17 protein-coding genes are annotated in these 25,141 nt (G+C 69.6%); 10 read left to right on the forward strand and 7 right to left on the reverse strand.

The window, feature by feature from the left end; all coding sequences use genetic code 11:
- The first annotated feature begins 50 nt into the window (after window positions 1-50).
- The 6 genes from KF903_RS08930 to KF903_RS08955 all read left to right on the forward strand — a co-directional run bounded on the left by KF903_RS08930 (window position 51) and on the right by KF903_RS08955 (window position 7,470).
- Window positions 51-3,149 (forward strand): type I restriction endonuclease subunit R, encoded by a 3,099-nt coding sequence (locus KF903_RS08930; protein WP_291213788.1) that lies wholly within the window; start codon window positions 51-53, stop codon window positions 3,147-3,149.
- 613 nt (window positions 3,150-3,762) lie between these two features.
- Window positions 3,763-4,485 (forward strand): carboxymuconolactone decarboxylase family protein, encoded by a 723-nt coding sequence (locus tag KF903_RS08935; protein WP_291213790.1) that lies wholly within the window; start codon window positions 3,763-3,765, stop codon window positions 4,483-4,485.
- An 81-nt stretch (window positions 4,486-4,566) separates the two neighbouring features.
- Window positions 4,567-4,935: a cupin domain-containing protein gene (locus KF903_RS08940; RefSeq protein ID WP_291213930.1), complete on the forward strand. Its 369-nt coding sequence runs from the start codon at window positions 4,567-4,569 to the stop codon at window positions 4,933-4,935.
- Window positions 4,936-4,941: 6 nt separating this feature from the next.
- On the forward strand, window positions 4,942-5,976 hold the full coding sequence (locus tag KF903_RS08945) for a zinc-dependent alcohol dehydrogenase family protein (RefSeq protein WP_291213792.1): 1,035 nt from the start codon (window positions 4,942-4,944) through the stop codon (window positions 5,974-5,976).
- A 90-nt stretch (window positions 5,977-6,066) separates the two neighbouring features.
- Window positions 6,067-6,459, forward strand: a complete 393-nt coding sequence (locus tag KF903_RS08950; RefSeq protein WP_291213794.1) for a DUF2255 family protein — start codon at window positions 6,067-6,069, stop codon at window positions 6,457-6,459.
- Between the two features lie 3 nt (window positions 6,460-6,462).
- Window positions 6,463-7,470: an aldo/keto reductase gene (locus KF903_RS08955; protein ID WP_291213796.1), complete on the forward strand. Its 1,008-nt coding sequence runs from the start codon at window positions 6,463-6,465 to the stop codon at window positions 7,468-7,470.
- An 82-nt stretch (window positions 7,471-7,552) separates the two neighbouring features.
- Here KF903_RS08955 and KF903_RS08960 read toward each other — a convergent pair whose 3' ends face one another.
- From KF903_RS08960 to KF903_RS08980, 5 genes are all read right to left on the reverse strand, one after another.
- Window positions 7,553-7,696: a hypothetical protein gene (locus tag KF903_RS08960; protein ID WP_291213798.1), complete on the reverse strand. Its 144-nt coding sequence runs from the start codon at window positions 7,694-7,696 to the stop codon at window positions 7,553-7,555.
- Between the two features lie 181 nt (window positions 7,697-7,877).
- Window positions 7,878-9,536 carry an acetolactate synthase large subunit gene (locus tag KF903_RS08965; RefSeq protein ID WP_291213800.1) on the reverse strand — a complete coding sequence of 553 codons (1,659 nt, stop codon included), beginning with the start codon at window positions 9,534-9,536 and terminating at the stop codon, window positions 7,878-7,880.
- A 51-nt stretch (window positions 9,537-9,587) separates the two neighbouring features.
- Window positions 9,588-11,195, reverse strand: a complete 1,608-nt coding sequence (locus tag KF903_RS08970) for a GMC family oxidoreductase N-terminal domain-containing protein (RefSeq protein ID WP_291213802.1) — start codon at window positions 11,193-11,195, stop codon at window positions 9,588-9,590.
- 4 nt (window positions 11,196-11,199) lie between these two features.
- Window positions 11,200-12,810 carry an FAD-dependent oxidoreductase gene (locus KF903_RS08975; RefSeq protein ID WP_291213804.1) on the reverse strand — a complete coding sequence of 537 codons (1,611 nt, stop codon included), beginning with the start codon at window positions 12,808-12,810 and terminating at the stop codon, window positions 11,200-11,202.
- 128 nt (window positions 12,811-12,938) lie between these two features.
- Window positions 12,939-13,844 carry a DUF72 domain-containing protein gene (locus KF903_RS08980; RefSeq protein WP_291213807.1) on the reverse strand — a complete coding sequence of 302 codons (906 nt, stop codon included), beginning with the start codon at window positions 13,842-13,844 and terminating at the stop codon, window positions 12,939-12,941.
- Between the two features lie 166 nt (window positions 13,845-14,010).
- Here KF903_RS08980 and KF903_RS08985 point away from each other — a divergent pair, with 166 nt between their 5' ends.
- From KF903_RS08985 to KF903_RS09000, 4 genes are all read left to right on the forward strand, one after another.
- On the forward strand, window positions 14,011-14,412 hold the full coding sequence (locus tag KF903_RS08985; RefSeq protein WP_291213809.1) for a hypothetical protein: 402 nt from the start codon (window positions 14,011-14,013) through the stop codon (window positions 14,410-14,412).
- Window positions 14,413-14,484: 72 nt separating this feature from the next.
- On the forward strand, window positions 14,485-15,771 hold the full coding sequence (locus KF903_RS08990) for a TolC family protein (RefSeq protein ID WP_291213811.1): 1,287 nt from the start codon (window positions 14,485-14,487) through the stop codon (window positions 15,769-15,771).
- Window positions 15,768-17,216, forward strand: a complete 1,449-nt coding sequence (locus KF903_RS08995) for an efflux RND transporter periplasmic adaptor subunit (protein WP_291213813.1) — start codon at window positions 15,768-15,770, stop codon at window positions 17,214-17,216. Before KF903_RS08990 ends, KF903_RS08995 begins: the two co-directional genes overlap by 4 nt.
- The gene (locus KF903_RS09000) at window positions 17,213-20,344 is read left to right on the forward strand and encodes a CusA/CzcA family heavy metal efflux RND transporter (protein WP_291213815.1); all 3,132 of its coding nucleotides are present in this window, start codon (window positions 17,213-17,215) and stop codon (window positions 20,342-20,344) included. Before KF903_RS08995 ends, KF903_RS09000 begins: the two co-directional genes overlap by 4 nt.
- Before the next feature lie 55 nt (window positions 20,345-20,399).
- On the opposite strand, the gene KF903_RS09005 is transcribed toward KF903_RS09000, so the two are convergent.
- Window positions 20,400-22,343 carry a caspase family protein gene (locus KF903_RS09005; protein WP_291213817.1) on the reverse strand — a complete coding sequence of 648 codons (1,944 nt, stop codon included), beginning with the start codon at window positions 22,341-22,343 and terminating at the stop codon, window positions 20,400-20,402.
- Between the two features lie 18 nt (window positions 22,344-22,361).
- On the reverse strand, window positions 22,362-25,109 hold the full coding sequence (locus tag KF903_RS09010; RefSeq protein ID WP_291213819.1) for an autotransporter domain-containing protein: 2,748 nt from the start codon (window positions 25,107-25,109) through the stop codon (window positions 22,362-22,364).
- Window positions 25,110-25,141: the final 32 nt, after the last annotated feature.

The raw sequence follows: 25,141 nt of genomic DNA on the forward strand, positions 1-25,141 counted from the left end.
GCGCAGCCTGCAGGGAAAATGCGGTTCCAATCAAGGCAAGAACAAGCCCCATGATCGACTACAAGCCCATCGCCGAATCCAACAGCTTCATCGTCCTCGACCGCTATACCAAGACATGGCAGGTCGCCGAGGGCTACCAGAGCGAGGATGCGCTGGAGCGCGAGTTCATCGAGGACTTGCGTAGCCAGGGCTACGAATACCTGCCCGGCTTGAACACGCCCGAAGCTCTGCTGGCCAATGTGCGCACGCAGTTGCAGGCGCTCAACGACGTGCAGTTCTCCGACAGCGAATGGGCGCGCTTCGTGGAAACCTTCCTGGACAAGCCCAGCGACGGCATTGTCGAGAAGACCCGCAAGATCCACGACGACTACATCCACGACTTCACCTTCGACGATGGCCGCATCCAGAACATCTACCTGCTGGACAAGCAGCACATCGCCCGCAACAAGGTGCAGGTGATCCGCCAGTTCGAGCAGGGCGGCAGCGCCGCCAACCGCTACGACGTAACCATCCTGGTCAACGGGCTGCCGCTGGTGCAGGTGGAACTGAAAAAGCGCGGCGTGGCCATCCGCGAGGCCTTCAACCAGGTGCACCGCTACAGCAAGGAGAGCTTCAACAGCGAACACTCGCTGTACAAGTATTTGCAGCTGTTCGTGATCTCCAACGGCACCGATACCCGCTACTTCGCCAACACCACGGCGCGCAACAAGCACAGCTTCGACTTCACCATGCACTGGGCCAAGGCCGACAACAGCCCGCTGCGCGACCTGAAAGACTTCACCGCCACCTTCTTCCAGAAGCTCACCCTGCTCAAGGTGCTGCTGACTTATTCGGTGTTCGACGTCAGCGACACGCTGCTGGTGATGCGTCCCTACCAGATCGCCGCCACCGAACGCATTTTGTGGAAGATCGCCAGCAGCCATCAGGCGAAAAACTGGAGCGACGTGGAAAGCGGCGGCTACGTCTGGCACACCACGGGCAGCGGCAAGACGCTGACCAGCTTCAAGGCGGCGCGGCTGGCCACGGAGCTTGCTTTCATCGACAAGGTGTTCTTCGTGGTGGACCGCAAGGATCTGGATTACCAGACCATGAAGGAATACCAGCGCTTCTCGCCCGACAGCGTGAATGGCTCGGACAGCACGGCGGGCCTGAAGCGCAACCTGGAGAAGGACGACAACAAGATCGTCGTCACCACATTGCAGAAGCTCAACAACCTGATGAAGGCCGAGCGCGACCTGCCCATCTACGGCAAGCCGGTGGTGTTCATCTTCGACGAGTGCCACCGCAGCCAGTTCGGCGAGGCGCAGAAAAACCTGAAAAAGCGCTTCAAGAAGTTCTGCCAGTTCGGCTTCACCGGCACGCCGATCTTTCCCGAGAACGCGCTGGGCGCGGACACCACCGCCAGCGTGTTCGGGCGCCAGCTGCATTCGTATGTGATCACCGATGCCATCCGCGACGAGAAGGTGCTCAAGTTCAAGGTGGACTACAACGATGTCCGCCCGCAGTTCCGCGCCATCGAGCGCGAGCAGGACGACAGGAAACTGAGCGCGGCGGAAAACCGGCAGGCCCTGCTGCACCCACAGCGCATCGACGAGATCACGCAGTACATCCTGACCCACTTCCGGCAGAAGACCCATCGCCTGCAGGCCGGCGCGCGCGGCTTCAATGCCATGTTCGCGGTGGCCAGCGTGGATGCGGCCAAGCTGTACTACGACGCCTTCAAGCGCCTGCAGCAGGGCAGCGACAAGCCCCTGCGCGTGGCGACGATTTTCTCGTTCGCCGCCAACGAGGAGCAGGACGCGGTGGGCGACATCGCCGACGAGAGCTTCGAGGTGTCGGCCATGAATTCAAGCGCCAAGGAGTTCCTTGGCGCTGCCATCGGCGACTACAACGCGCAGTTCAAGACCAATTTCGGGGTGGACAGCCACGGCTTCCAGAACTACTACCGCGAGCTGGCCAAGCGCGTGAAGGAACAGGACATCGACCTGCTGATCGTGGTCGGCATGTTCCTGACCGGCTTCGACGCGCCGACGCTCAACACCCTGTTCGTGGACAAGAACCTGCGCTACCACGGCCTGATCCAGGCCTATTCGCGCACCAACCGCATCTTCGACGCCACCAAGACCTTCGGCAACATCGTCACCTTCCGCGATCTGGAACAGGCGACGGTCGATGCCATCACCCTGTTCGGCGACGCCAACACCCGCAACGTGGTGCTGGAGAAAGGCTACAAGGAATACATGGAAGGCTTTACCGACGCGGCCACCGGCGAGGCGCGGCGCGGCTTCATGGCGGTGGTGGCGGAGCTGGAGCAGCGTTTCCCGGACCCTGCCGCCATCGAGAAGGAAGCCGACAAGAAAGCCTTTGCGAAGCTGTTTGGCGAGTATCTGCGGGTCGAGAATGTGCTGCAGAACTACGACGAATTCGCCAGCCTGAAAGCCTTGCAGCGCATCGATACCAGCGACCCGCAGGCGGTGGAAGCGTTCAAGGCGCAGCAGGGTCTTGGCGATGACGATTACGCCGCGCTGCAGGCCATCCGACTGCCTGCCGAGCGCAAGATCCAGGATTACCGCTCCACCTACAACGACATCCGCGACTGGCTGCGCCGCGAGCGCGCCGGCGAAGAAAAAGCCAAGTCCAGCATCGATTGGGATGACGTGGTGTTCGAAATCGACCTGCTCAAGTCGCAGGAGATCAACCTCGATTACATCCTGGAGCTGATCTTCGAGAAGAACCGCAAGGTCAAGGACAAGGCGGCGCTGGTGGAGGATGTGCGCCGGGTGATCCGCGCCAGCCTTGGCAACCGCGCCAAGGAAAGCCTGGTGGTGGACTTCATCAACCGCACCGACCTGGATGCGCTCGGCGACAAGGCCAGCGTGATCGAGGCCTTCTTCACCTTTGCCCAGGCCGAGCAGCAGCGCGAGGCGCAGGAACTGATCGACGCCGAAAGCCTGAATCCGGAGGCGGCCCGGCGTTATCTCGCCACGTCACTCAAGCGCGAATACGCCAGCGAGAACGGCACCGAGCTCAACGCGCTGCTGCCGAAGATGAGCCCGCTCAATCCGCAGTACCTGGGCAAGAAGCAAAGCGTGTTCCGCAAGGTCGCCGCCTTCGTCGAAAAGTTCAAAGGCGTGGGCGGGCAGCTATGAGGAATGCGCGCGGACAAGTGCCGGATCGTCTGCACTGTATCGGCCTTTGCCAACCGCATCGTCAGGCCCGGCTGGCGACCTATGGGTCGCGCGCCGCTGCTGAATGTCGACGAAGCAGGCGGCTGCGCCACGTCGGATCGCGGCACTTCGCGTGGCTTGTCCGCGCATCCCGCACGAGCAATTGAGTAGCTGCGCCAATGCGGCCTTAACCGTTCATCGGCCAATCAAGGCGTCACCACGGGCCGACCATGCCGGCCATGACAACGCCGGCGCACACCAGCGCAGCCACCGCCTCCGCAAGCCGCCGTCCGACGCCAACCCTGGTCGCCGCCAGCACGCGCTGACCGGGTGTCGTTCGCGGCCGTCGATGCATTAGCAACACTAATGACTACATTCAGCGGCAATCAGCTAGTCGCGCAGGTGACGGACGCCCACAATGGCTCCCATGGACACCCCGACACCGATCGCCGACAGGCCGGCGCGGCATCGTCCGCACCGACCGCGCCCTGCAGGCGCGCCGCGCCGCTCGCCATTCACGCGCAAGCATCCGCTCGCAGCGGCGCTGGCCTGCCTCGCGCTGGCCGCGTGCACCACCACTGACAGGAGCCATACCATGTCGACTGCATCCACCCACGCGCCGGCGCCCGCGAGCGTCGAGTCGGTTTCGCCCGCCCTCGCCCACTACACGCGGACCGCGCTGTTCGATGGTGTGTGGAAGCGCCCGGGCCTGTCGCCGCGCGACCGCAGCCTGGTCACGCTGGCGGCGCTCGTTGCGCTCGACCAGACGCGCGAGCTGCCCGACTACGTCAAGCTCGCGCTCGACAACGGCGTGAAGCCGGCCGAGATCTCCGAGGCGCTGCTCCAGCTCGCGTTCTATTCGGGCTGGCAGAACGCCGTCGATGCGGCGCTCGCGACGCAACCGGTGTTCGCGGCGCGCGGCATCCAACCCGATCAGCTCGCCGCGGTGTCGCCGAGGCTGCTGCCGCTCGATGCAGCCGGCGAGGCCAAGCGCGCGCGCAATGTCTCGCAGCAGTTCGATGCGGTATCGCCGGGCGTGGTGCAGAACACCACCGACCTGTTGTTCCGCGAGCTGTGGTTGCGGCCCGATCTCGCCCCGCGCGACCGCAGCCTGGTCACGGTGACCGCGCTGATCGCGACCGGCCAGGCCCTGGCGGTGCCGTATCACCTCAATCGCGCGCTCGACAACGGCCTCACCCAGGCCGAAGCCGGCGAGGTGCTGACCCAGCTCGCGTTCTACACCGGCTGGCCGCGCGTGTTCTCGGCGCTGCCGGTGTTCAAGCAGGTGTTCGAGCAGCGCGCGGCCAACGCGCACTAATTCGCGCATTCATTGCCAGAGGAACATCCGATGAGCACTTTGCAACGCAACGGGTCACAGGCCTTCATCGACGGCGGCACCATGAACTTCACCGGCCGCGCGCGTTTCGCGCCGCTGTTCACGTCGGCGGGTCCGGCGCCGGTTTCCGGCGCGGTGGTCACCTTCGAACCCGGCGCGCGCTCGAACTGGCATACGCATCCCTGCGGCCAGATCCTGATCGTCACCGACGGCCTCGGCTGGACGCAGTGCGAGGGTGAACCGAAGCTGGAAATCCGCCCCGGCGACGTCATCACCTGCCCGCCCGGCAAGCGCCACTGGCACGGCGCATCGCCCCATTCACCGATGACCCACATCGCCATCGCCGAGGCCGATGGGCGCGGCATGGTCGTCGACTGGATGGAGCCGGTCACCGATGCGCAGTACCACAGCCCACTGGACACCTCGAGGTAAGCCGCCATGCGCGCAACGATCATGTACCAGGCCGGCGACGTGCGGATCGAGAACATTCCCGACGCTGCCATCAGGCAACCCACCGATGCGCTGATCCGCGTCGCCCGCGCCTGCATCTGCGGCAGCGACCTGTGGCCATATCGCTTGAAGCCAGCCGATGGCCAAGGCCAGAACATGGGCCACGAGGCCATCGGCGTGGTCGAGGCCGTCGGCCACGACGTGCGCACGATCGGGGTCGGCGACGTGGTCATCATGCCGTTCGCCTGGTCCGACGGCCGTTGCGAGTTCTGCCACGAAGGCTTGCAGACTGCGTGCGTGCACGGCGGCTTCTTCGGCAATGCCGAGGTCGGTGGCGCGCAGGCCGAGGCGCTGCGCATTCCGCAGGCCGACGGCACGCTGTATCGGCTGTCGACCGGCGAGGATCACGCCCTGATGGCCTCGCTGCTCACGCTGTCGGACGTGATGGGCACCGGCCACCATGCGGCGGTCGTGGCGCGCGTCGGCAAGGGCCGCAAGGCGGCCGTGATCGGCGACGGTGCGGTCGGGCTGTGCGGCGTGATCGCGGCCAAGCGCATGGGCGCCGAGCAGATCATCATCATGGGCCGGCATCCCGCCCGCCTCGCGCTGGCCCGACAGTTCGGCGCCACCGACGTGGTCAGCGAACGCGGCGCTGCGGCCATCGAGCGCGTGCGTGAATTGACCGGCGGTTTCGGCGTGCACTCGGTACTCGAGTGTGTCGGCACCGAGCAGGCGATGGCCACGTCGATGGGCATCGTGCGCGCCGGTGGCGCCGTCGGTCGCGTCGGCGTGCCGCACTACGACGTCGTGCCGCAGGCGCAGCCGATGTTCTACCGCAACGTCCTCGTCGGCGGCGGCCCGGCGCCGGTGCGCGCCTATATCGACGAACTGCTGCCCGACGTGCTCGAAGGCCGCATCCAGCCGGGCCTGGTGTTCGACCGCACGGTGGACCTGGACGGCGTACCCGACGGCTACCGCGCGATGGATGCGCGCGAGGCGATCAAGGTGATGGTGCGGCCCTGAGCCGCATCGAGCCCGGCTTCACGCGGGACGAATCCCGAAAGAAGTGGCAATGGCAATCCCTGTGCCCCATACCAAACTCGAGGCGGCCTCATGATCGGATGGCCCAAGAACACATTGGACAGGATCGCCGCAAGCGACGACCTGCATATCGCGCCGTTCCGCGATGACGGCGTCACCCATGGCACGCCGACCTGGATCTGGTCGGTGGTGGTGGACGATGCGCTCTACGTGCGCGCCTACAACGGCACCCGTTCGCGCTGGTACCAGGCCGCGCTGCGGCAGAAGGCCGGTCGCATCAGCGCCGCCGGCACCACGCAGGAAGTCGCCTTCGCGCCGGTCGACGGCGCGACCAACGACCGCATCGACGAGGCCTATCGCACCAAGTATCGCGGCAGCCCCTACCTCGCGCCGATGATCGGCCAGCGCGCACGGGCGGCGACCATTCGGATTTCCCCAGCTCCATCGACACTGCAAGGTCCATGAATCATGCACACGCGCACGCTCGGCCCGCTCCAAGTCTCCGCCCTCGGCCTTGGCTGCATGGGCATGAGTTTCAGCTACGCGACGAAACTCTCGACGCCCGAAGGCGTGGCACTGATCCGCGCCGCGGTCGATCGCGGCGTGACCTTGTTCGACACGGCGGAGGTCTACGGCCCGTTCACCAACGAGAAGCTCGTCGGCGAAGCGCTGCGGCCCGTGCGCGACCAGGTGGTGATCGCCACCAAGTTCGGTTTCGACATCGATTTCGCCAGCGGCGAGAACCGCGGCGTTTGCAGCCGGCCCGAGCGCATCCGCCAGGCGGTCGAGGGTTCGCTGCAACGCCTCGGCGTCGACACGATCGACCTGCTGTACCAGCACCGCGTCGATCCGAAGGTGCCGATCGAGGATGTGGCCGGCACGGTCAGGGACCTCATCGCGCAGGGCAAGGTGCGTCACTTCGGCATGTCGGAACCCGGCGTGGCCACGCTGCGCCGCGCCCATGCGGTGCAGCCAGTGGCCGCGGTGCAGAACGAGTACTCGCTATGGTGGCGCGCGGTGGAAACGAACGGCATCCTCGCGGCCTGCGACGAGCTCGGCATTGGCCTGGTGCCGTACAGCCCGCTCGGCAAGGGTTTTCTCACCGGCGCCATGGGCAAGGATTTCAGGTTCGGTGACGGCGACTTCCGCCAGTCGGTGCCGCGCTTCGCGCCCGCGGCGATCGCGAACAATCAGGCACTGGTGGACCTACTCAAGCGCGTGGCCGGCGACAAGGGCTCCACGCCGGCGCAGATCGCACTCGCATGGCTGCTGGCGCAGCGCGATTTCATCGCGCCGATTCCCGGTACCACCAAGCTGCATCGGCTCGAGGAGAATCTCGGCGCCGCGAATCTCGCGCTGACGGCAACCGACCTGCGCGAGATCGAACAGGCCGCCGCACGGATCGACATCGTTGGCGAGCGCTACGCGCCGGCGCAGCAGGCGATGGTCGGACGCGAGGCAGCGCCGCAGCGTTGACGCAAGTGAGGTCGGCGTGGGGCCGCATCGACGCGCGGCGGCCGGCCGGCCCGCGCGCAACGCGTTCCGCGTGCCGCCAGGCTCAACCCCAGGCCCGCGCGGCGCTGGCGGCGATGGCCAGCACCATGACGGCGCCCGCACGCAGCAGGTCGATGGCATGGCGCCAGGCCAGTTCGTCCTGTTCACGGCCGATAGTGATGCGACGGGCGTGGATCTGCTGGGACATGACGCGGCTCGCTGCTGGATTCCCCACAGTCGTCACTGCATCATTCGTGCCAGTTGCCGGAGCCGCGACCGTGGCGGCCACGGCGCGCGGCGGCGCAGCGGGTGGCGCATGGCGTGGCTGGCCGTGACAGCCCGCGGCAGGAACTGCCACGCCGCGCACCGGCAGGCGCGCGCCGGCGCGCTCAGGGCGCGATCTTGCGCTTGAGCGCCTGCGCGAGTGGCGCCGGCAGTTTCGGCAGCGAGCGCAACAGCCATGGCAGCAGCTTGCGGCGCGTGCCGGCCAGCGCTTCGGGAATGATGGCATCGATCAGGTGTGGACCGCGCTGCGCGAACGCATAGTCGAGCGCCTTGCACAGGTCCTCGGCGCTGTCGACGCGTACCGCATGCACGCCCATGCCCTGCGCCAGCCGCGCGAAGTCGAGCGGCGCGCCGCCCAGCTCCAGTTGCGCGCGCGCCTTGGGCCCGCCGGCCTGCGTGCCGACGCGGTCGAGCTCGACGTTGAGCACCGAATAGGCCGCGTTGTTGCAGATGATCGCGGTGACGTCGAGCTGCTCGCGCGCCAGCGTCCACAACGCCTGGATCGTGTACATCGCCGCCCCGTCGCCGACGAGCGCGACCACCGGCCGCCGCGGACAGGCCAACGCCGCGCCGATCGCATTGGGCAGGGCCTGGCCGATCGCGCCGCCGGTCAGCGTGAGCAGGTCGTGGCGGGGCGCACCCTGCGTCATCGCGCCGAGCATGAGGCCCGAGGTGATCGCTTCATCGATGAGGATCGCGCCCTCCGGCAGCAGATGGCCGACCGCCTTGCACAACTTGGGCGCGCTGAGACGGCCGCGTGGCCGCACCGGGCGCTGCGCAACCTGCCGCTGCGCCTCGCTGTGCTGCGCGTCGAGCAGCGTCACCAGCGCGTCGAGGCTCGCCTCGGCATCCTGCGCGCTGCCCGCCAGCGTGTGCACGGTGCAGCCGTCGGGCACCAGGTCGCTGGGCTTGCCGGGGTAGGCGAAGAACGACACCGGCGACTTGGCGCCAACGAGCACGAGGTGCCGATACGGCGCGAGCTGCACCCCGGCCATCTCGGCCAGATAGGCGATGCGCTCGACCGGCGGCAGGCCCGCACCGCGCTGCATGCGGGTGGGAAACACTTCGGCGAACAGCTTGACGCCATGGCGCGCGGCGATGCGTGCGGCGGCGACCAGACCCGGCTCGCGCAGTGCGCGGCCGCCGAGCAGGAACGCGGTCGGCGCGCCGCTGCGCACCACGTCGGCGATCGCCGCGAGCGTGGCGGCGTCGGCGCAGGGTGCGGGCGCGAGCACGGGCGGCGCACTCGGCTCGCCGCCCTCGCCCCACGACACGTCGGCCGGCAGGATCAGCGTCGCCACCTGCGGCGGATGTGCCTGCGCGGCGGCGATCGCCTCGACCGCGTCGACGCACAGCGTCGCCGTGGTGCGCGCGCTGCGCACGAATCCGGGCGAGACATTGCGGGCGACGGTCTCGATGTCGGACTGCAACTGCGCGTCGTACTTGACGTGCCAGGTCGCGTGGTCGCCGACGATGTTGACGATCGGCACCTGCGCCTTGCGCGCGTTGTGCAGGTTGGCCAGGCCATTGCCGAGTCCGCAGCCCAGGTGCAGCAAGGTCGCCGCCGGCTTGTCGGCCATGCGCGCGTAACCGTCGGCGGCGCCGGTGGCCACGCCTTCGAACAGCGTCAGCACCGCGCGCAGGCGCGGCTCGCCGTCGAGCGCCGCGACGAAATGCATTTCGCTCGTGCCCGGATTGGTGAAGCACAGCTCGATGCCGGCATCCGCCAGCGTCTTGACCAGTGCCTGTGCGCCATTGCTCATCGAACCGCTCTCCCGTGTCCTGGCCAGTGTGTCCGCCGCGGCGCGCCGCCTTCAACGCGGCGCCGCGCGCACGAGGTCGGCGCATTTCTCGCCGATCATGATGGTCGGCGCATTGGTGTTGCCACCGATCAGGGTCGGCATGATCGAGGCATCGGCGACGCGCAGGCCGGCGATGCCATGCACGCGCAGCTCGTGATCGACCACGCTCATGGCGTCGCCGGCCGGCCCCATGCGGCAGGTGCCGACCGGGTGGTATTCGGTATCGGCGCTGCGGCGCAGCTCGCGCGCGATGCCGTCGGGATCGTCGCTGGCCAGCGGCGCCAGCATCGCGCCGCGCCACGGCGCGAGCGGCGGCTGCGCCATGATCGCGAGCGCACGCTGCACGCCCTTGACGAGCTGCGGCAGGTCGGCCGGATCACTGAAATAGCGCGGGTCGATCAGCGGCGCGGTGCGCGTGTCGGCGCTGGCCAGCCGCACCTCGCCGCGGCTGCGCGGCCGCAACAGCGTCACGTGCAGGCCCATGCCGTGGCCCAGGTGCAGCTTGCGGTTGTGGTCGTCGACGATCGCCACCACGAACTCGATCTCGATGTCGGGCACGGCCAGTGCCGAATCGGTGCGCAGGAACGCGCCGGCCTCGGCCACGTTGCTGGTGATGCAGCCGCGGCGCTCGCGCCGCCACTGGCCGATGCCGCGCCAGATCATCGCCGCGCCGGCCAGCGAGATGCCGAAGCCGCCGTCACTGCGCGGCGAGCGCCAGTTGAGGCTGGCGCTGATGTGGTCCTGCAGGTTCTGGCCCACCCCCGCGAGCTCGTGCACGACCTCGATGCCGAGCGCGCGCAGCGGCGCGGCCGGGCCGATGCCCGAACACATGAGCAACTGCGGCGAGCCGTAAGCGCCGGCGCAGACGATGACTTCGCGGCGCGCCTGCAGCACCTGCGGGCGACCGTCGAGCATGACCTCGACCCCGCTGACGCGGCGCCCGTCCCAGCACAGGCGCCGTGCGGTCGCGCGCGTGAACACGGCGAGATTGGCGCGCGTGCGGGCCGGCGCGAGATAGGCCCGCGCCGCGCTGCAACGCTCGCCGTCACGCATCGTCACCTGCGCAGGCCAGCAGCCCTCCTGCTGCGCGCCATTGCAGTCGTCGGTGCGCGCGATGCCGCTCGCGACACAGGCTTCGAGGAAGGCCTGCGAGCTCGGGAACGGACTGCGCAGCCAGCTCACCGCAAGCGGACCGCCGCTGCCGTGATAGTCGTTGGCGCCGAAACAGGCGCTGTCCTCGCCGCGCTTGAAGTAGGGCAATACGCTGGCGTAGTCCCAGCCGGGATTGCCGGCCGCGGCCCAGTCGTCGTAGTCGCGCCGATGGCCGCGGCAGTACACCATGGCGTTGATCGCACTGCTGCCGCCGAGCACGCGCCCGCGCGGCTGGAAGCCGCGGCGGCCGTCGAGCCCCGGTTGCGGCACGGTCTGGTAGCGCGCCACGTGGCGACTGATCGCGCCCGACACCGCAAAGCCGAGCGGCGCGCGGATCAGCACGCTGGCGTCGCTGCCGCCGGCTTCGAGCAGCGCGACGCGGCACTGCGGGTCCTCGCTGAGCCGCGCCGCGACCGCGCAGCCGGCCGAGCCCGCGCCAACCACGATGCAATCGAATTCGTGAGCCATGCGCTCAACCTCCAGCCAGGATGGAGCGCGCCGCCGCGCGCGCGGTCAGGATGCAGCCCGGCAGGAAGGTGCCTTCGAGCGAGCGCTTGCCGCAGGCGCCGCCACCGCCAAAGCCCGCCGCCTCGCCGACGCAGTACAGCCCGGCGATCGGCGTGTCGCTCGCGTCGAGCACGCGACTGCCGAGGTCGGTGCACAGCCCGCCGAGGCTCTTGCGCGTGATGAGCTGCACCTGCACCGCGATGTAGGGCCCGGCTCCGCGCCGCTGCAGCGGCGCCGGCTTGCAGGTGCGCAGACGATCCGACCCCCACTGCCGCGCATGGCGGATCAGGCGCAGTTGCGCGTCGTTCTCGAGGCGTGCGCCGCGCGCGAAATTGGCGTCGAACGCATCGACCGTGGCCTGCAACTGCTGCGCGTCGACATCGAGCGAGGCGGTGAGCTCGTTCATGCGCGCGGCCAGTTCGGCCAGCGTGTCGGCGACGAGGAACTGCCGGCTCTCGCGCTGCATCTGGCGCAGCAGGCGCGCGTTGCCAAACAGCGTCTCGGCGAGGAAGTGCAGCCACTGGCGGTCGCGGATGCGCGCATTGTGCTCGGCGCCCGAGATCGCGAACTCGCGCAGCGCGATGCGCCGGTTCATGAGCTGCCAGGTCCACGGCTGCGCCTGTTGCGCCACGCGCTGGCACAGCCAATGCGTGTCGAAGCCGGTGACGAGCGGTTCGGGACCGATGCGCCGGCCACGGTGATCGAGCCACAGCGCCGACTTGCACGGGATCAGCGACAAGCCGTGGCCCGGGAAATGCGGATACGGATGCTCGATGCCGGCCGCGTAGTTCCACATCTCGCCGACATGGGTCAGGCGCGCAGCGAGCGCCTTGGCGGCCCAGTGGTGCAGGACGCCATCGGCCAGCGGACTGGCGCCATTGAGCATCCGCGCCGGCTGCGGTCGTGCGCGCGGCCAGTTTGCGCGCACCTGGTCGTGGCTGCCGTTGATGCCGCCGCTGGCGAGCACCACCACGGGCGCGTCGATGTACGTGCGCGCGCCGCTGGCTTCGTCGCAGGCCCAGGCGCCGCAGACACGTCCATCGTGCAGTTCGAGCGCGTCGACGCGGTGACCGTGCAGCCGTTCGAGCCGGCCGCCACGATCGGCCTGCGCGAGCGCGTCGATGAGCGTGGTCGTCAACGCCAACGACGTGCCCCACACGATGTGGTAGCGCGGCAATGAATTGCCGTCGCCGTGGCGACCGCGCTCGACCCAGTTGACCGCCGGCATGAAGCGCACACCGGCGGCGACGAGCCAGTCGTGCACGTCGGCGCGCGAGCGCTCGGCATAGTGACGCGCCCACGCCACCGGCCAGCGCTCGCCGGGGTCGAGCTCGCCGAAACGCAGCCAGTCGGCCAGCGCGCGCTCGGGCGTATCGGCAATCTTGAGGCGCGCCTGCAATGGCGTGCCGACGAGGGCCATGCCGCCGAAGGCCCAGCGCGCGAGCCCGCCGAAGCGCTCGCGTGTGTCGCGGTCGACGAGGATCACGCGCTGCCCGCCGCGCAGCAGCTCGAGCGCGGCGACGATGCCGGCGATGCCACCGCCGATCACCAGCACATCCGCCTGTCGTGTCGTCACTGCAGCCCCCTGCGCGAGCCACCACGCACGCTGCGCGATGCCGCCCCGGCTAGCCTACCCGAGTCGATGGTGGCGCGGTCAAGCATGGCGAGAGATGCCGGCGCGCAGCGCCACGCGCGCCGCCCGGCTCAAGCCGCGTCAGCGGCCAGCAGCCCGACGAGCTCGCGGCCATTGCGCACGCCCTGATCCTCGTAGTTGTTGTTGAAGATCACATGCACGCGCGCGGCCGCCGCGGCCAGCGCGCGCAACGGCGGCACGAACTGCGCCAGTTCGGCCCGCGAGTAGTCGTAGTTGAAACGGTCGCTGGCGGCCGCGAGGCCCGGCTCGGTCCAGGTGGCGGCATTGCGGCCATGCAGGCGCAACAGCGCGAGCGTGGGCGAGGTGACCTCCCACACCGCGGGAATGCTCTGCTGGAAGCCCTGCGGCTCGTCGACGACCACATTGCACAGGTCCAGGCTGCGTTCGAGCGCGAGCGTGGCCGCGCGTTGTGCCGGCGCGAACCACGAGGCGTGGCGGAACTCGATCGCGACGCAATGCCCGGGCAGGCGCGCGCGCACGTGTTCCAGATACGCCTGGTTTTCGCGCCGCGCGGTGAACCACGGCGGAAACTGGAAATGCAGCGCGCCGAGCTTGCCGGCCTGCGCCAGCGGCGCCACCGCGGCGCTGAAACGTGCCCACAGCTCGTCGCGCACTTCGCTCGGCAGATCCTTGTAGTAGATGTTGCTGCGGGTGCTGGCCGGCAGCGCCGCCAGCAGGTCGCGCGGCAGCGCCTGGCGCGGCGTCTGGTGCTGGGTCAGCGCGCGAAACGCCTTGACGTTGAAGGTGAAGGCCGCCGGCGTGCGCTCGGCCCACAAGGCCGCGTTGCGGGCGCTCGGCATCGCGTAATACGACGAGTCGACCTCGACCAGCGCGAACTGGCTGGCGTAATGGCGCAGGCGCAGTTCGGCCGTGCTGCAGCCGCGCGGATAGAAGCGCTTGCAGTCGATCAGCGTCTTGTCGGTCCAGCTCGCGGTGCCGACGAGGATCGGGCTCATGCCGGCATGCTAGCGCAGCGGCGGCGCCGGAACCGCGCTGCGCCACATGCGTCCAACGCCGCTCCACGCTAGACTCGGCGCCGATGCGACACCGGCCTGCCAACTCCGTAGCCACCGCAACGCGGCCAGCGCGCCGCGCGGCCGGCGCCTGCGCGGGAGCGACGCGATGACGCCGCTACGGTGCCTGCGCACGCGGCGCTGGCGGCTGCGCCTGGCCTGCCTGGCGCTGTTCGCGCTGCTGCAGCAGGTGGCGATCGCGGCCTGGGCCTGCCCGGTGTTCGAGCAGCAACCGGCCACGCCACCGGCGGTGGCCGGCCACTGCCATGGCGAGCCGGCAGCACCGACGCGGCCGAGCACCGATGTACTGTGCAGCCAGCACTGCCAGGGCAGCCATCTCACCAATCCCGACCTCAGGCTGCCGCAGGTGCCGCCGCTGGCGCTGCCGCCGGGCGCATTCGCGCTGGGCCAGAGCCTGCTGCCGCAACCGGCCGCACGCGCCTACCACGATGTTCCGCTGTGCCGCTCCGATCCACCGCCGGCACGGCGCTTCTGCAGCCTGCAGATCTAGACCTTCGACCGCACACCGTGAATGCGCGCCACCGCAGCGTGGCGCGTGGCTTGTGCCGTGTCCGGAGGTTCCATGTCCCGCGTTCGTCATCGTTTCCTGCGCCCATCTGCGGGCGCCGTACTGGTCGTGCTGTGGCCGCTCGCCGCGGCCGGCCAGGAATTGTCCCTGAACGCAGCGCTCGCGCGCGCCGAGCAGGCCGCACCGGCTCTCGTCGCGCGCGCGGCGCAGCTCGATGCCGCGCGCGAAGACGCGGCGCGCGCCGCAGCCCTGCCCGATCCGCGACTCGTGGTCGGTGTGGCGAACCTGCCGATCGACGGAGCGCATGCCTTCGACCTGCGCGCCGACGACATGACGATGAAGCAGATCGGCCTCATGCAGGAGATTCCCGCACGCGCCAAGCGCGAGGCGCGCGCCGCGCTCGCGGCGCGCCAGGTCGATGCCGCGCAGGCCGACAGCGAAGCGGCCCGGTTGCGCCTGCGCCAGGCCACCGCGCAGGCCTGGATCGCGCTGCGGGCGGCGCAGGAGCTGATCGACGCCATCGAGGCCCAGCGCGAGCAGGCCGCGCTCGCGATCGAACTGGCCAAGGCACGCCTCGCCGGCGGCCGTGGCAGCGTGGTCGATGCGATGGCCGCCCAGGCCGCCGCGCTCGACCTCGACAACCGCCGCGACAGCGCCCAGGGCCAGCTCGAAGCCGCGCGCGCCGCACTCGCGCGCTGGCTCGACGTCGATCCCGCGCATCTGGCCGCCAGCGGCAGCTGGCCCGATTTCGCCGCGCTGCCGACCAGCGAAGCCGAACTGCTGGGCCGGCTCGACCACCAGGCCGCGCTGCTGCCATGGCAGGCGCGCAGCGACCTCGCCCAGGCCGCCGTCGATGTCGCGGTGGCCGGCAAGCGCCCCGACTGGAGCATTTCCGCCAGTTACGGCCAGCGTTCGCGCAGCCCCGGTGGCATGCGCCGCGACGACATGCTGATGTTCGAGGTCGCGGTCGGCCTGCCGCTGTTCGCGCGCAATCGGCAGGATCGCGATGTGGCGGCGCGGCGCGCCGAACTGGCCGCCGTCGAGGCCGAACACGAGGACGCGCGGCGCGCCCAGCTCGACACGCTGCGCGAGACGCTCGCGCAGTGGCACGCGATGCAGCGCCTGGTCGCGCGCAAGCAACAGCAACTGCTGCCGCTCGCCCACGACCGCAGCCGGACCGCGCTCGCGGCCTATCGCGGCGGCGGCGCGCTGCAGCCTTGGCTCGACGCGCGCCGCGACGAACTCGAACTGGAAGTCGAGCACACCACCCATCTGAGCGAACTCGGCCGCGCCTGGGCCGCGCTCGCCTTCCTGCTGCCGACCGCGGAGACCACGCCATGAATCGTCGTCCATCCACTCGCGCCGTGCGCCTGGTTGCCGCCGGCGCGATCGCGCTCGGCACGCTCGCTGCCGCATGGCTGCATGCGCAGTCGGCCACGACGGGCCGCGAGCCCGCGAGCGGCGATCCGCACGCAGGCCGCGCGATGCCGGCGCCCGCGAGCGGCGATCCGCATGCGGGCCACGCGATGCCGGCGCCCGCGAGCAGCGATCCGCATGCAGGCCACGCGATGCCGGCGCCCGCGAGCAGCGATCCGCACGCGGGCCACGCGTTGCCGGCGCCCGCGAGCGGCGATCCGCACGCAGGCCACGCGATGCCGGCGCCCGCATCGGCCGGATCGGCCAATGCCGAGCGCAAGGTGCTGTACTGGTACGACCCGATGGTGCCCGACCAGCACTTCGACAAACCCGGCAAATCGCCGTTCATGGACATGCAGCTCGTGCCACGCTATGCCGACGAGGCCGGCGGCAGCAGCGTGCGCATCGATGCGGGCGTGCAGGCCAACCTCGGCATCCGCACCGCGCCGGTCGAGCTCGGTACGCTCACGCGCAGCCTGCGTGTGCCAGGCACGCTGGCCTGGAGCCTGCGCGACGAGACCGTGGTCAGCGCGCGCGTCGACGGCATCGTCAGCCGCCTGCAGGTCAAGGTGCCATTCGAGGCGGTCGCGCGCGGCCAGCCACTGCTCACGTTGCTCGCTCCCGAGTGGAGCAGCGCCCGCGCCGAAGCACAGGCGCTGGCGCAGGCCAGCTCGCCCGCCGCACGCGAGCTGCGCGCAGCGGCGCAGGCGCGCCTGCGCGTGCTCGGCGCCACCGGGCGCGGTGGTGCCGACGGTGTCGTGCTGACGGCGCCGGGCGCCGGTGTGGTCAGCGAGATCCTCGTGCGCGAGGGGCAGACGGTCGCGCCGGGCACGCCGCTGATGCGCATCAACGATCCGCGCGTGCTGTGGCTCGAAGCGGCGATCCCGCAGGCCGACGCCAGCCTGCTCGCCGCCGGCACACCGGTCGAGGCCAGCGTCGATGCGCTGCCGGGTGAGTCGTTCCCGGGCACGATCGATGCGCTGCTGCCGCTGGTCGATGCGGCCACCCGCACGCAGCGCGCGCGCATCGTGCTGGCCAATCCGCAGGGCCGGCTCGCGCCGGGCATGTTCGCGCAGGTGCGCATCGAGCCACCCGCGCAGACGCGCCGGCCGCTGGTCCCGAACGAGGCATTGATCGCGACCGGCGACGACAGCCGCGTCATCGTGCGCGGCAGTGATGGCCGCTTCGCGCCGCTGCGCGTGCGCACCGGACGCAGCAGCGATGGCCGCACCGAGATCCTTGCCGGCCTGCACGGTGGCGAGCAGGTGGTGGTGTCGGGGCAGTTCCTGCTCGACTCGGAGGCGAGTCTCACTGGCGCCCTGCAGCGTCTGTCGGCACCGGCCGCGCATGACGCGCAGGCCCAACCATGATCGCCGCGCTGATCCGCCTGTGTCTGGCCAATCGCGGGCTCGTGCTCGCATTGGCCGCGGGCCTGGCCGTGTGGGGTCTGTGGGCGCTGCGCCACACGCCGCTCGATGCGCTGCCGGACCTGTCCGACACCCAGGTCATCATCCGCAGCGAATGGCCCGGCCAGGCGCCGCGCATCGTCGAGGATCAGGTTACCTATCCGCTCACGACCACGATGCTGTCGGTGCCGGGCGTGCGCGCGGTACGCGGCTACTCGTTCTTCGGCGACTCGTTCGTGTACGTGCTGTTCGACGACCACACCGACCTGTACTGGGCGCGCTCGCGCGTGCTCGAGTATCTGAGCCAGGTGCGCGAGCGCCTGCCGGCCGGCGTCACCCCCGCACTCGGTCCCGATGCCACCGGCGTGGGCTGGATCTACGAATATGCACTGGTCGACCGCAGCGGCCGTCACGACGCCGGCCAACTGCGCAGCCTGCAGGACTGGTTGCTGCGCTACGAGCTCAAGACGATCCCCGACGTGGCCGAGGTGGCCACGATCGGCGGCATGGTCAATGCGTGGCAGATCGTGCCCGACCCGCAGGCGCTGGCCGCGCGCGGCATCACGATCGCGCAGCTCGTCGCGGCGATCGATGCCGCCAACGGCGCCAGCGGCGGTTCGGTGATCGAACAGGGCGAAGCCGAGCTGATGGTGCGCAGCGAAGGCTACCTGCACGACGCGCGCGCGTTCGAGCAGGTGCCGGTCGCCACTTCCGCCGGCGTGCCGGTGCTGCTGGGCGAGGTCGCCAGCGTGCGGCGCGGTCCGGCGCTGCGGCGCGGCATCGCCGAGCTCGATGGTGAGGGCGAGGTGACCGGCGGCGTGATCGTGCTGCGCAGTGGCAAGGATGCGCTGGCCGCGATCGAGCAGGTCAAGGCACGGCTCGCGCAGTTGCAGGCCAGCCTGCCGGCCGGTGTCGAGATCGTGACCGTCTACGACCGTTCGTTGTTGATCAAGGCCGCGGTCGGCAACCTGAGCCGCAAGCTGGTCGAGGAGTTCCTCGTGGTGGCGCTGGTGTGCCTGCTGTTCCTGTGGCACCTGCGCTCGGCCCTGGTCGCCGTGGTGACGCTGCCGCTCGGCGTGCTCGCGGCGTTCATCGTCATGCACTACCAGGGCATCACCGCCAACCTGCTGTCACTGGGCGGCATCGCGATCGCGATCGGCGCAATGGTCGACGCCGCCGTGGTGATGATCGAGAACACGCACAAGCATCTGGAGCACTGGCGCGACGAACATGGCTGCGAGCCGCAGGGCCAGGCGCGCTGGTCACTCGTCGCGCGCGCCGCGGGCGAAGTCGGGCCGGCGCTGTTCGCGAGCCTGCTCGTGATCACGCTGTCGTTCGTGCCGGTGTTCGCGCTGCAGGAACAGGAAGGGCGCCTGTTCGCGCCGCTGGCCTGGACCAAGACCTGGGCGATGGCGGCTGCGGCCGGCCTGTCGGTCACGCTGATCCCCGTGCTCATGGGCTATCTGATCCGCGGCCGCATCCGCGCCGAGGCGGCCAATCCGCTCAATCGCGCGCTCATCGCGCTGTACCGGCCACTGCTCGACGCCGTGCTGCGCCACCCGCGCATGACGCTCGCCGCGAGCGCCGTGCTGCTGGCGCTGACCGCACTGCCGGCCCTGCGCATCGGCAGCGAGTTCATGCCGCCGCTGGACGAGGGCAGCTTGCTCTACATGCCGACCGCGCTGCCGGGACTGTCGGCCGGCAAGGCCAGCGAACTGCTGCAGCAGACCGACCGCATGATGATGAGCGTGCCCGAGGTTGCGCACGTATTCGGCAAGGCCGGGCGCGCCGAGACCGCGACCGATCCGGCGCCGCTGGAGATGTTCGAGACCACGATCACGTTCAAGCCGCGCGACCAGTGGCGCCCCGGCATGACGGCGCAGAAGCTGCGCGAGGAACTCGACGCGGCGGTCAAGGTGCCGGGCCTGACCAATCTGTGGGTCGCGCCGATCCGCAACCGCATCGACATGCTCGCCACCGGCATCAAGAGCCCGATCGGCATCAAGGTCACCGGCCCCGACACGCGCGTGATCGAGCAACTGGGTCGACGCATCGAGGCCGTCGCGCGGACGGTGCCTGGCGTCGACTCGGCGCTCGCCGAGCGCATCGGCGACGGCCGCTACGTCGACGTGACGATCCGCCGCGACGACGCCGCGCGCTACGGCTTCACCCAGGCGCAACTGCAACGCCTCATCGCCACCGTGGTCGGCGGCGCGCCGATCGGCGAGACGATCGAAGGCCGCGAACGCTATCCGATCGTGCTGCGCTATCCACGCGCCGAGCGCGATTCGCTGGCGGCGCTGCGTGATCTGCCGCTGCTGGCGGCGGACGGCGCCCAGTTGACGCTGCAGCAGGTCGCCGACATCGCCGTCAGCGCCGATCCGCCGATGTACCGCAGCGAGAACGCGCGTCTGGCCGGTCTGGTCTACGTCGACGTCGGCGGCGGCGACCTGGGTTCGGTGGTGGTCGCGCTGCAACGCGCCGTCGCACGCGAGGTGCCGCTGCCGGCCGGCTACAGCCTCGTCTGGTCGGGCCAGTACGAATACCTCGCGCGGGCGCAGGCACGCCTGCGCTGGGTGGTGCCGGCGGCGCTCGTGCTGATCTTCGGCATCATCCATCTCGTGTTCCGCCGCATCGACGAGGCGCTCATCATCATGCTGAGCCTGCCGCTGGCGCTGGTCGGCGGTTTGTGGCTGATCTGGCTGCTCGGCCATGCGCTGTCGGTCGCGAGCATGATCGGCTTCATCGCGCTCGGCGGCGTCGCGGCCGAATTCGGCGTCATCATGCTGCTGTACCTGCGCCAGGCCTGGGAACGGCAACTGGCGGCTGGCCAGGCGCCGACCCTCGCCGCACTGCAGGCCGCGATCCGCGACGGCGCGGTGCAGCGCGTGCGACCCAAGGCGATGACCGTGGCGGTGATCCTGGCCGGCCTGCTGCCGCTGTTCGTCGGCACCGGCGCCGGCTCGGAAGTCATGCAACGCATCGCCGCGCCGATGCTCGGCGGCATGCTCACGGCACCCCTGCTGTCGATGCTCGTGATCCCGGCCGCCTACTACCTCGTGCGCCGCCGCGAGATCGCGCGGCGGCGCTGAGCGCCGGCACGGCGGGGGCGGCGCGGCGGGAGCCGCCCGCCACGCCCAGCGCCGATCAGGGCGCCTGCGTGATCGCGTCGAGCGCGCCGATGCGGTGCATCGGCGCCAGCAGCGCAACGAAGCCACTGCCACGCGGCACGAACAGGAAGTCACCGCCGACATGGCCGGCGAAGCGCAGTTGTCCGTACTGCGGCTCCTGCTGTTCGCCATAGCCATCGGCCGCGCGCTGCACGCGCGCCGCGATCTCCTGATAGAGCTGGCGTGCCTCGAACGGCGCGTCGGCGTGCCGCCGCAACGCATCAAGGAACTCCGCGGCGAATACCGAGTGGCCACCGCGACCGCCATCCATGACCTCGCGGATGTTTCCCGAGCTCATGACCTTGCGGCTTGGAATGCGCGCGCGACGCTGCATCGCCGCGACATCGCCAACCGGACCGTCGTCGACGATCGATTGCACGAACACGCCCGAATAGCACGAATCGGCCACCACGAGGATCTGCCGCGCGCGCATCACGCTGATCTGGTCGGTGACGTCGGACGAGGAGATGAAATTGGCCACCGAATCCTTGTCGCCATCGACCGGCACCCAGTAGCCCTGCAGATTGCCGGCGTCCCAGCTGCCGTGGCCGGAATAGAACACGATGAGATTGTCGTTCTCGCCGAGCTTTCTGCGCAGCTCGGCCAATGCGCGGAAGGTCTGCGCGCGCGTGGCATCGAGCAGCAGTGTCACCTCGAAGCCATAGCGCTCGCGCAGCGTGGCGGCGATGTCCTCGGAAGTGTGATGTGGCGTGTCCAGTGGCGCCCAGCTCGCATAGCGTGCATTGCCGATCACGAGTGCGTGGTAGCGGCCCGGCGCTGCCGCGTCGGCCGCCGCCGGCGCGGGCAGCGCGCTGTCGCCGGCAAGCAGCAGTGACAGCAGCGCGCGACGGCCACTGGTGTCGAGCGCCGAGACCTCGACCGGCGTCGCCTTGCCGTCGAAACCGATGTCGGCCGCGTAGTCGCCATCGCCGAGCGCTTCCGCGCGATGCTCACCGATCCGCACCTCCTGCAGTGGCGATTGCGCGCGCACGCGCACGCGGATGTGGGTGCGCGCGCCGCCGCGCACTCGCACCACGGTCAGCCCACGCACCGGCGTGGGCGCGGGCTCGACCAGCTCGATCTGCGGCGCGTCCGACGCGGGCGCCGGCACCGCGGGATCCTGCTGGGCCAGCTGTTGCGCCGCCCCCAGCTGCTGCGCGGCCTGTTCCGCGCTGGCCTGGCGCTGGATCTCCTGTTCGAGCGCCTGTTTGATATTGCGCAAGGTGCCTTCGATGCCGCTGCCCGACCCGCCCGCCCCCTCCCGTTGCAAAGCCTCACGCAGACGCGCCGCCTCATCCTCGAGTTCGCGCTGGCGCCGCGCTGCACTGTTGCGCTGTGCGCGCGCCGCGCGTTGCGCCTCGGCGAGCTCGCCCTGCAAGGCCCGGATCTGCACATCGCGCGCACTCACCTCGCCGGCGTAGGCCAGCGGCTGCTGCAGATTCGCCGCGCGCCGGTACAGTTCCAGCGCCGCCTGCGCGTTGCCGCCACTGACGAGGCCACGCTCGTAGAGCATGCCGAGCGCGGTCATCGCCTGCGCACTGCCGGCATCGGCCGCACGCTGGTACCACTGTGCGGCCTTGGCCGGATCGCTCGGGCGGCCCAGGCCTTTTTCGTAGATCTGACCGACGTTGTACTGCGCCTGCGCATCGCCGTCCTCGGCCGGCGCCAACCACACGCGCAGCGCAGTCTCGTAATTGGCACGATCGGGACCGGCATAGTAGCCACCACGCAGGCCGCAATCATCGGCGCTGGTGCGGATCGCGCGCGCGCGACCGGTGGTCGCGTGTGCGGTGCCGATGTGCAGGATCACGCCGGGCAACTCGCAGTCGACGATGTCGTAGCTGTCGAGCCGCCCGGTGGCGACGGTGGCGCAGGCGCCGAGGAAACTCAGCCCAACGAGGATCGAAAGTAGTCGGATCATGGGGTCAGCCACGCAAGGTCATAGCGGAACTCGCACACCGAGCAGCAACGCGCGACTACGATAGTCGCTGCGCCCGAAGCCGGTGTCGAAGCCGACGAAGGCCGATATCGGTTGCGCGCGCAGCGAGGTCATCCAGGTCAACGCCAGCCGCGCGGTTCCGTAACGGCGATCAGGCTTCTCGAGCGGCACCACGACCGACGGCCCGCCAGCCATGAGCCGCGCGAAGACCGCTTCGACATTCTGGCTGTCGGCCTGGTACTCCACGGCGAGCGAAGGAATCCACACGCCACTGCGCGTGCTGAAGGCGCGGTCGATGTTGGCGCCGGCACCGAGCGTGGCGCGGCTCATCGAAGTCCCGCTGATCGACAGGCGGTCATTGCAGGCGCCCTGTTCGGTGAAGGCATCGAGCGAGGCGTTGACGCGTTGGTAGCGCAGGTACGGCGTGAACCGCAGCGCGTGGTGGGCGAGCGAATAACCCGCCTCGATCATCAACGCGCGATGGGTGCTGGCGGTGCGCGCGGTCAGGGCCGCTCCGCAGCCGGGACGACGCAGATCGAAATCCTCGCCGCCGACATTGAGCGCGGCGCTGACATAGGCACGCTCATACGGCAACCATTGCCCGTACAGCGAGCCGCTGCCGCCGTGGGCGCGCTGACGACCACCACCGTCGACATCGGTATCGGCCCGCATGCCGCCGAGCGCGGCGCCGACGACGAACCCCGGGGTCAGTCGCCAGTCCGCGCCAAGCGTGAGGCCACGACTGCTGACTTCGAAGCCGTTGCGCCGACCGCGGACCGGATCGCGTTTACCCATATCGACGCTACCGGCGACGAAGACGTTGAAGCGCTGCTGGCTGCCCTGTCCATCCTGGCCGGCAGCCACGGGCACGCTGCCGTTGCCGGCGTTGATCGCGATGCCCGAGCCGGCAGCCCCGCTGCGCAGACTGCGCAGGTGGCCACCGATATTGTCGAATTGCACGAGCGGTGTATCGAGCGATTGTTGTATGAGCGGCCACACGATCGCCTCGGCGGGATCCTCGATCGCGGCCTTGCGGTTGCGAATCGGTACCTGCACGCATACATCGGAGCGGTCGCGCACGCAGGCGGTCAGCGTGGCCGCCAACGCGCTGTCACGCAGCGTGAGCGTCGGCACCGCCGTGCCGTCATCAGCTGAACGCAGCGTCGCATCGATGGTACCGGCCGCGGCGGGTGCGAGGACGAAATCGAGCGTCGACCCACCGATCGGTTGATCCTGGCCGTCCTTGACCGTGAACGAAACCGCCGTGGCCACCTCGGGCGGAACGATCAGGATGCTCTCGCCCGAGGTGAGCACCACACTCACCGAGCGCTGATCGGGCCCGCGCAGCAGCAAGGTCAGGACGTCGGTCGATGGCGGTGGCGGCGTGACCGTGACGCGGCGGTTGCCGCTGGCGCAGCCGGGCACGAAGCGCAGCGTGGCCTGGCCAAGCGCATCGGTGGTCAGACTGCCGCCCGCCGGTTGATCATGGTCGACACAGCCGGCCTTTTGCGTCGAGGCCGCCTCGGCCTGGACCTGCCAGGCCAGGTTCGCTGCCGCGACCCGCTCGCCATTGACGTCGAGGGCAACGATCGGCAACGCAACTTCGACGCCGGGCGTCGCCACCAGTGGCGGTGCGGCGGCGCCGAGCGCCGCGTGCACGATCAGATCAGGTACCGCGCCACGAGCCAGGTCGACGACGAGGAGTTGGGTGGATGGTGGCGGCGGCGTGATCGTGATGCGGCGACTGCCATCGGCGCAGCCGGGCACGAAGCGCAGCATGGCCCGTCCGTTCGCGCCAGTCATGAGGCTGCCGCCACTGGGCTGATCGTCGTCGACGCATCCGGCCTTGCCCTGCGTCGCCATCGTTTCGATCTGCCAAACCAGGATCGCTCCCGCCACCAGCGCGCCATTGGTATTCCGGGCGACGATCGGCAATGCCATCTCGACGCCTGGCACGAACTCGAGCGCTGGCGCGTCGTTGGCGAGTTCCGCGTACACGGTCGGGGGAGGCGGCGGGGCACGCGTCAGATCCAGCACGAGCAGCTGGGTCGATGGCAGTGGCGGCGTGATCGTGATGCGGCGGGTGGCATTGGCGCAGCCGGGCACGAAGCGCAGCATGGCGTGGCCGCCCGCATCGGTCGTCAGGGTGCCGGCACTGGGTTGATCGTCGTCGACGCATGCGGCGGTCGGTTGTGCAGATCCCATCGCCTCGACTTGCCAGGCCAGTGTTGCTGCCGCCACTGGCTCGCCGTGTGTGTTCAGCGCAATGACCGGCAGCGCCACTTCGACGCCAGGCGTGAACTCGAGCGCCGGTGCGCCATTGCCGAGCGCCGCATGCACGAATGGATCACGCACATCGATCTCGATCGTCGTGACGACCTCGATCGCCTTGGGGGCGATTGTCCCGGATGCCGCGAACGGCGCGCCGCAGATGAGCACCGCGTGTGCCGTGAGCGTGTAGTGGCCGGCCGGAACGTCTTCCCAAACAACACTGTAATAGGGATCCAGATCCGTGTCGCCGATGTATTTCCCATTGGCCGAATAGTCCACGTCCCCACTGCAGTCCCAGCCGGGAACGCCGGGCACGACGAGGGTGCTCAGGGTGATTTGCGCCGGCTCGTCGAACACGGCGCCATCGGTCGGACTGACGAACGTGATCTGCGTAGTCGACTGGGCGGCCGCCGGAACGAGCCACAGCAACAGCAGCGCCAACAGCAGGTGCAGGCACCGATGCCAACGACGCGCCATGCGCGCAACCGATGGCGCCGAAGTCGATGCGT

Origin of the sequence: Dokdonella sp. (genome assembly GCF_019634845.1) — a bacterium.
Classification (GTDB): Bacteria; Pseudomonadota; Gammaproteobacteria; order Xanthomonadales; family Rhodanobacteraceae; genus Dokdonella_A.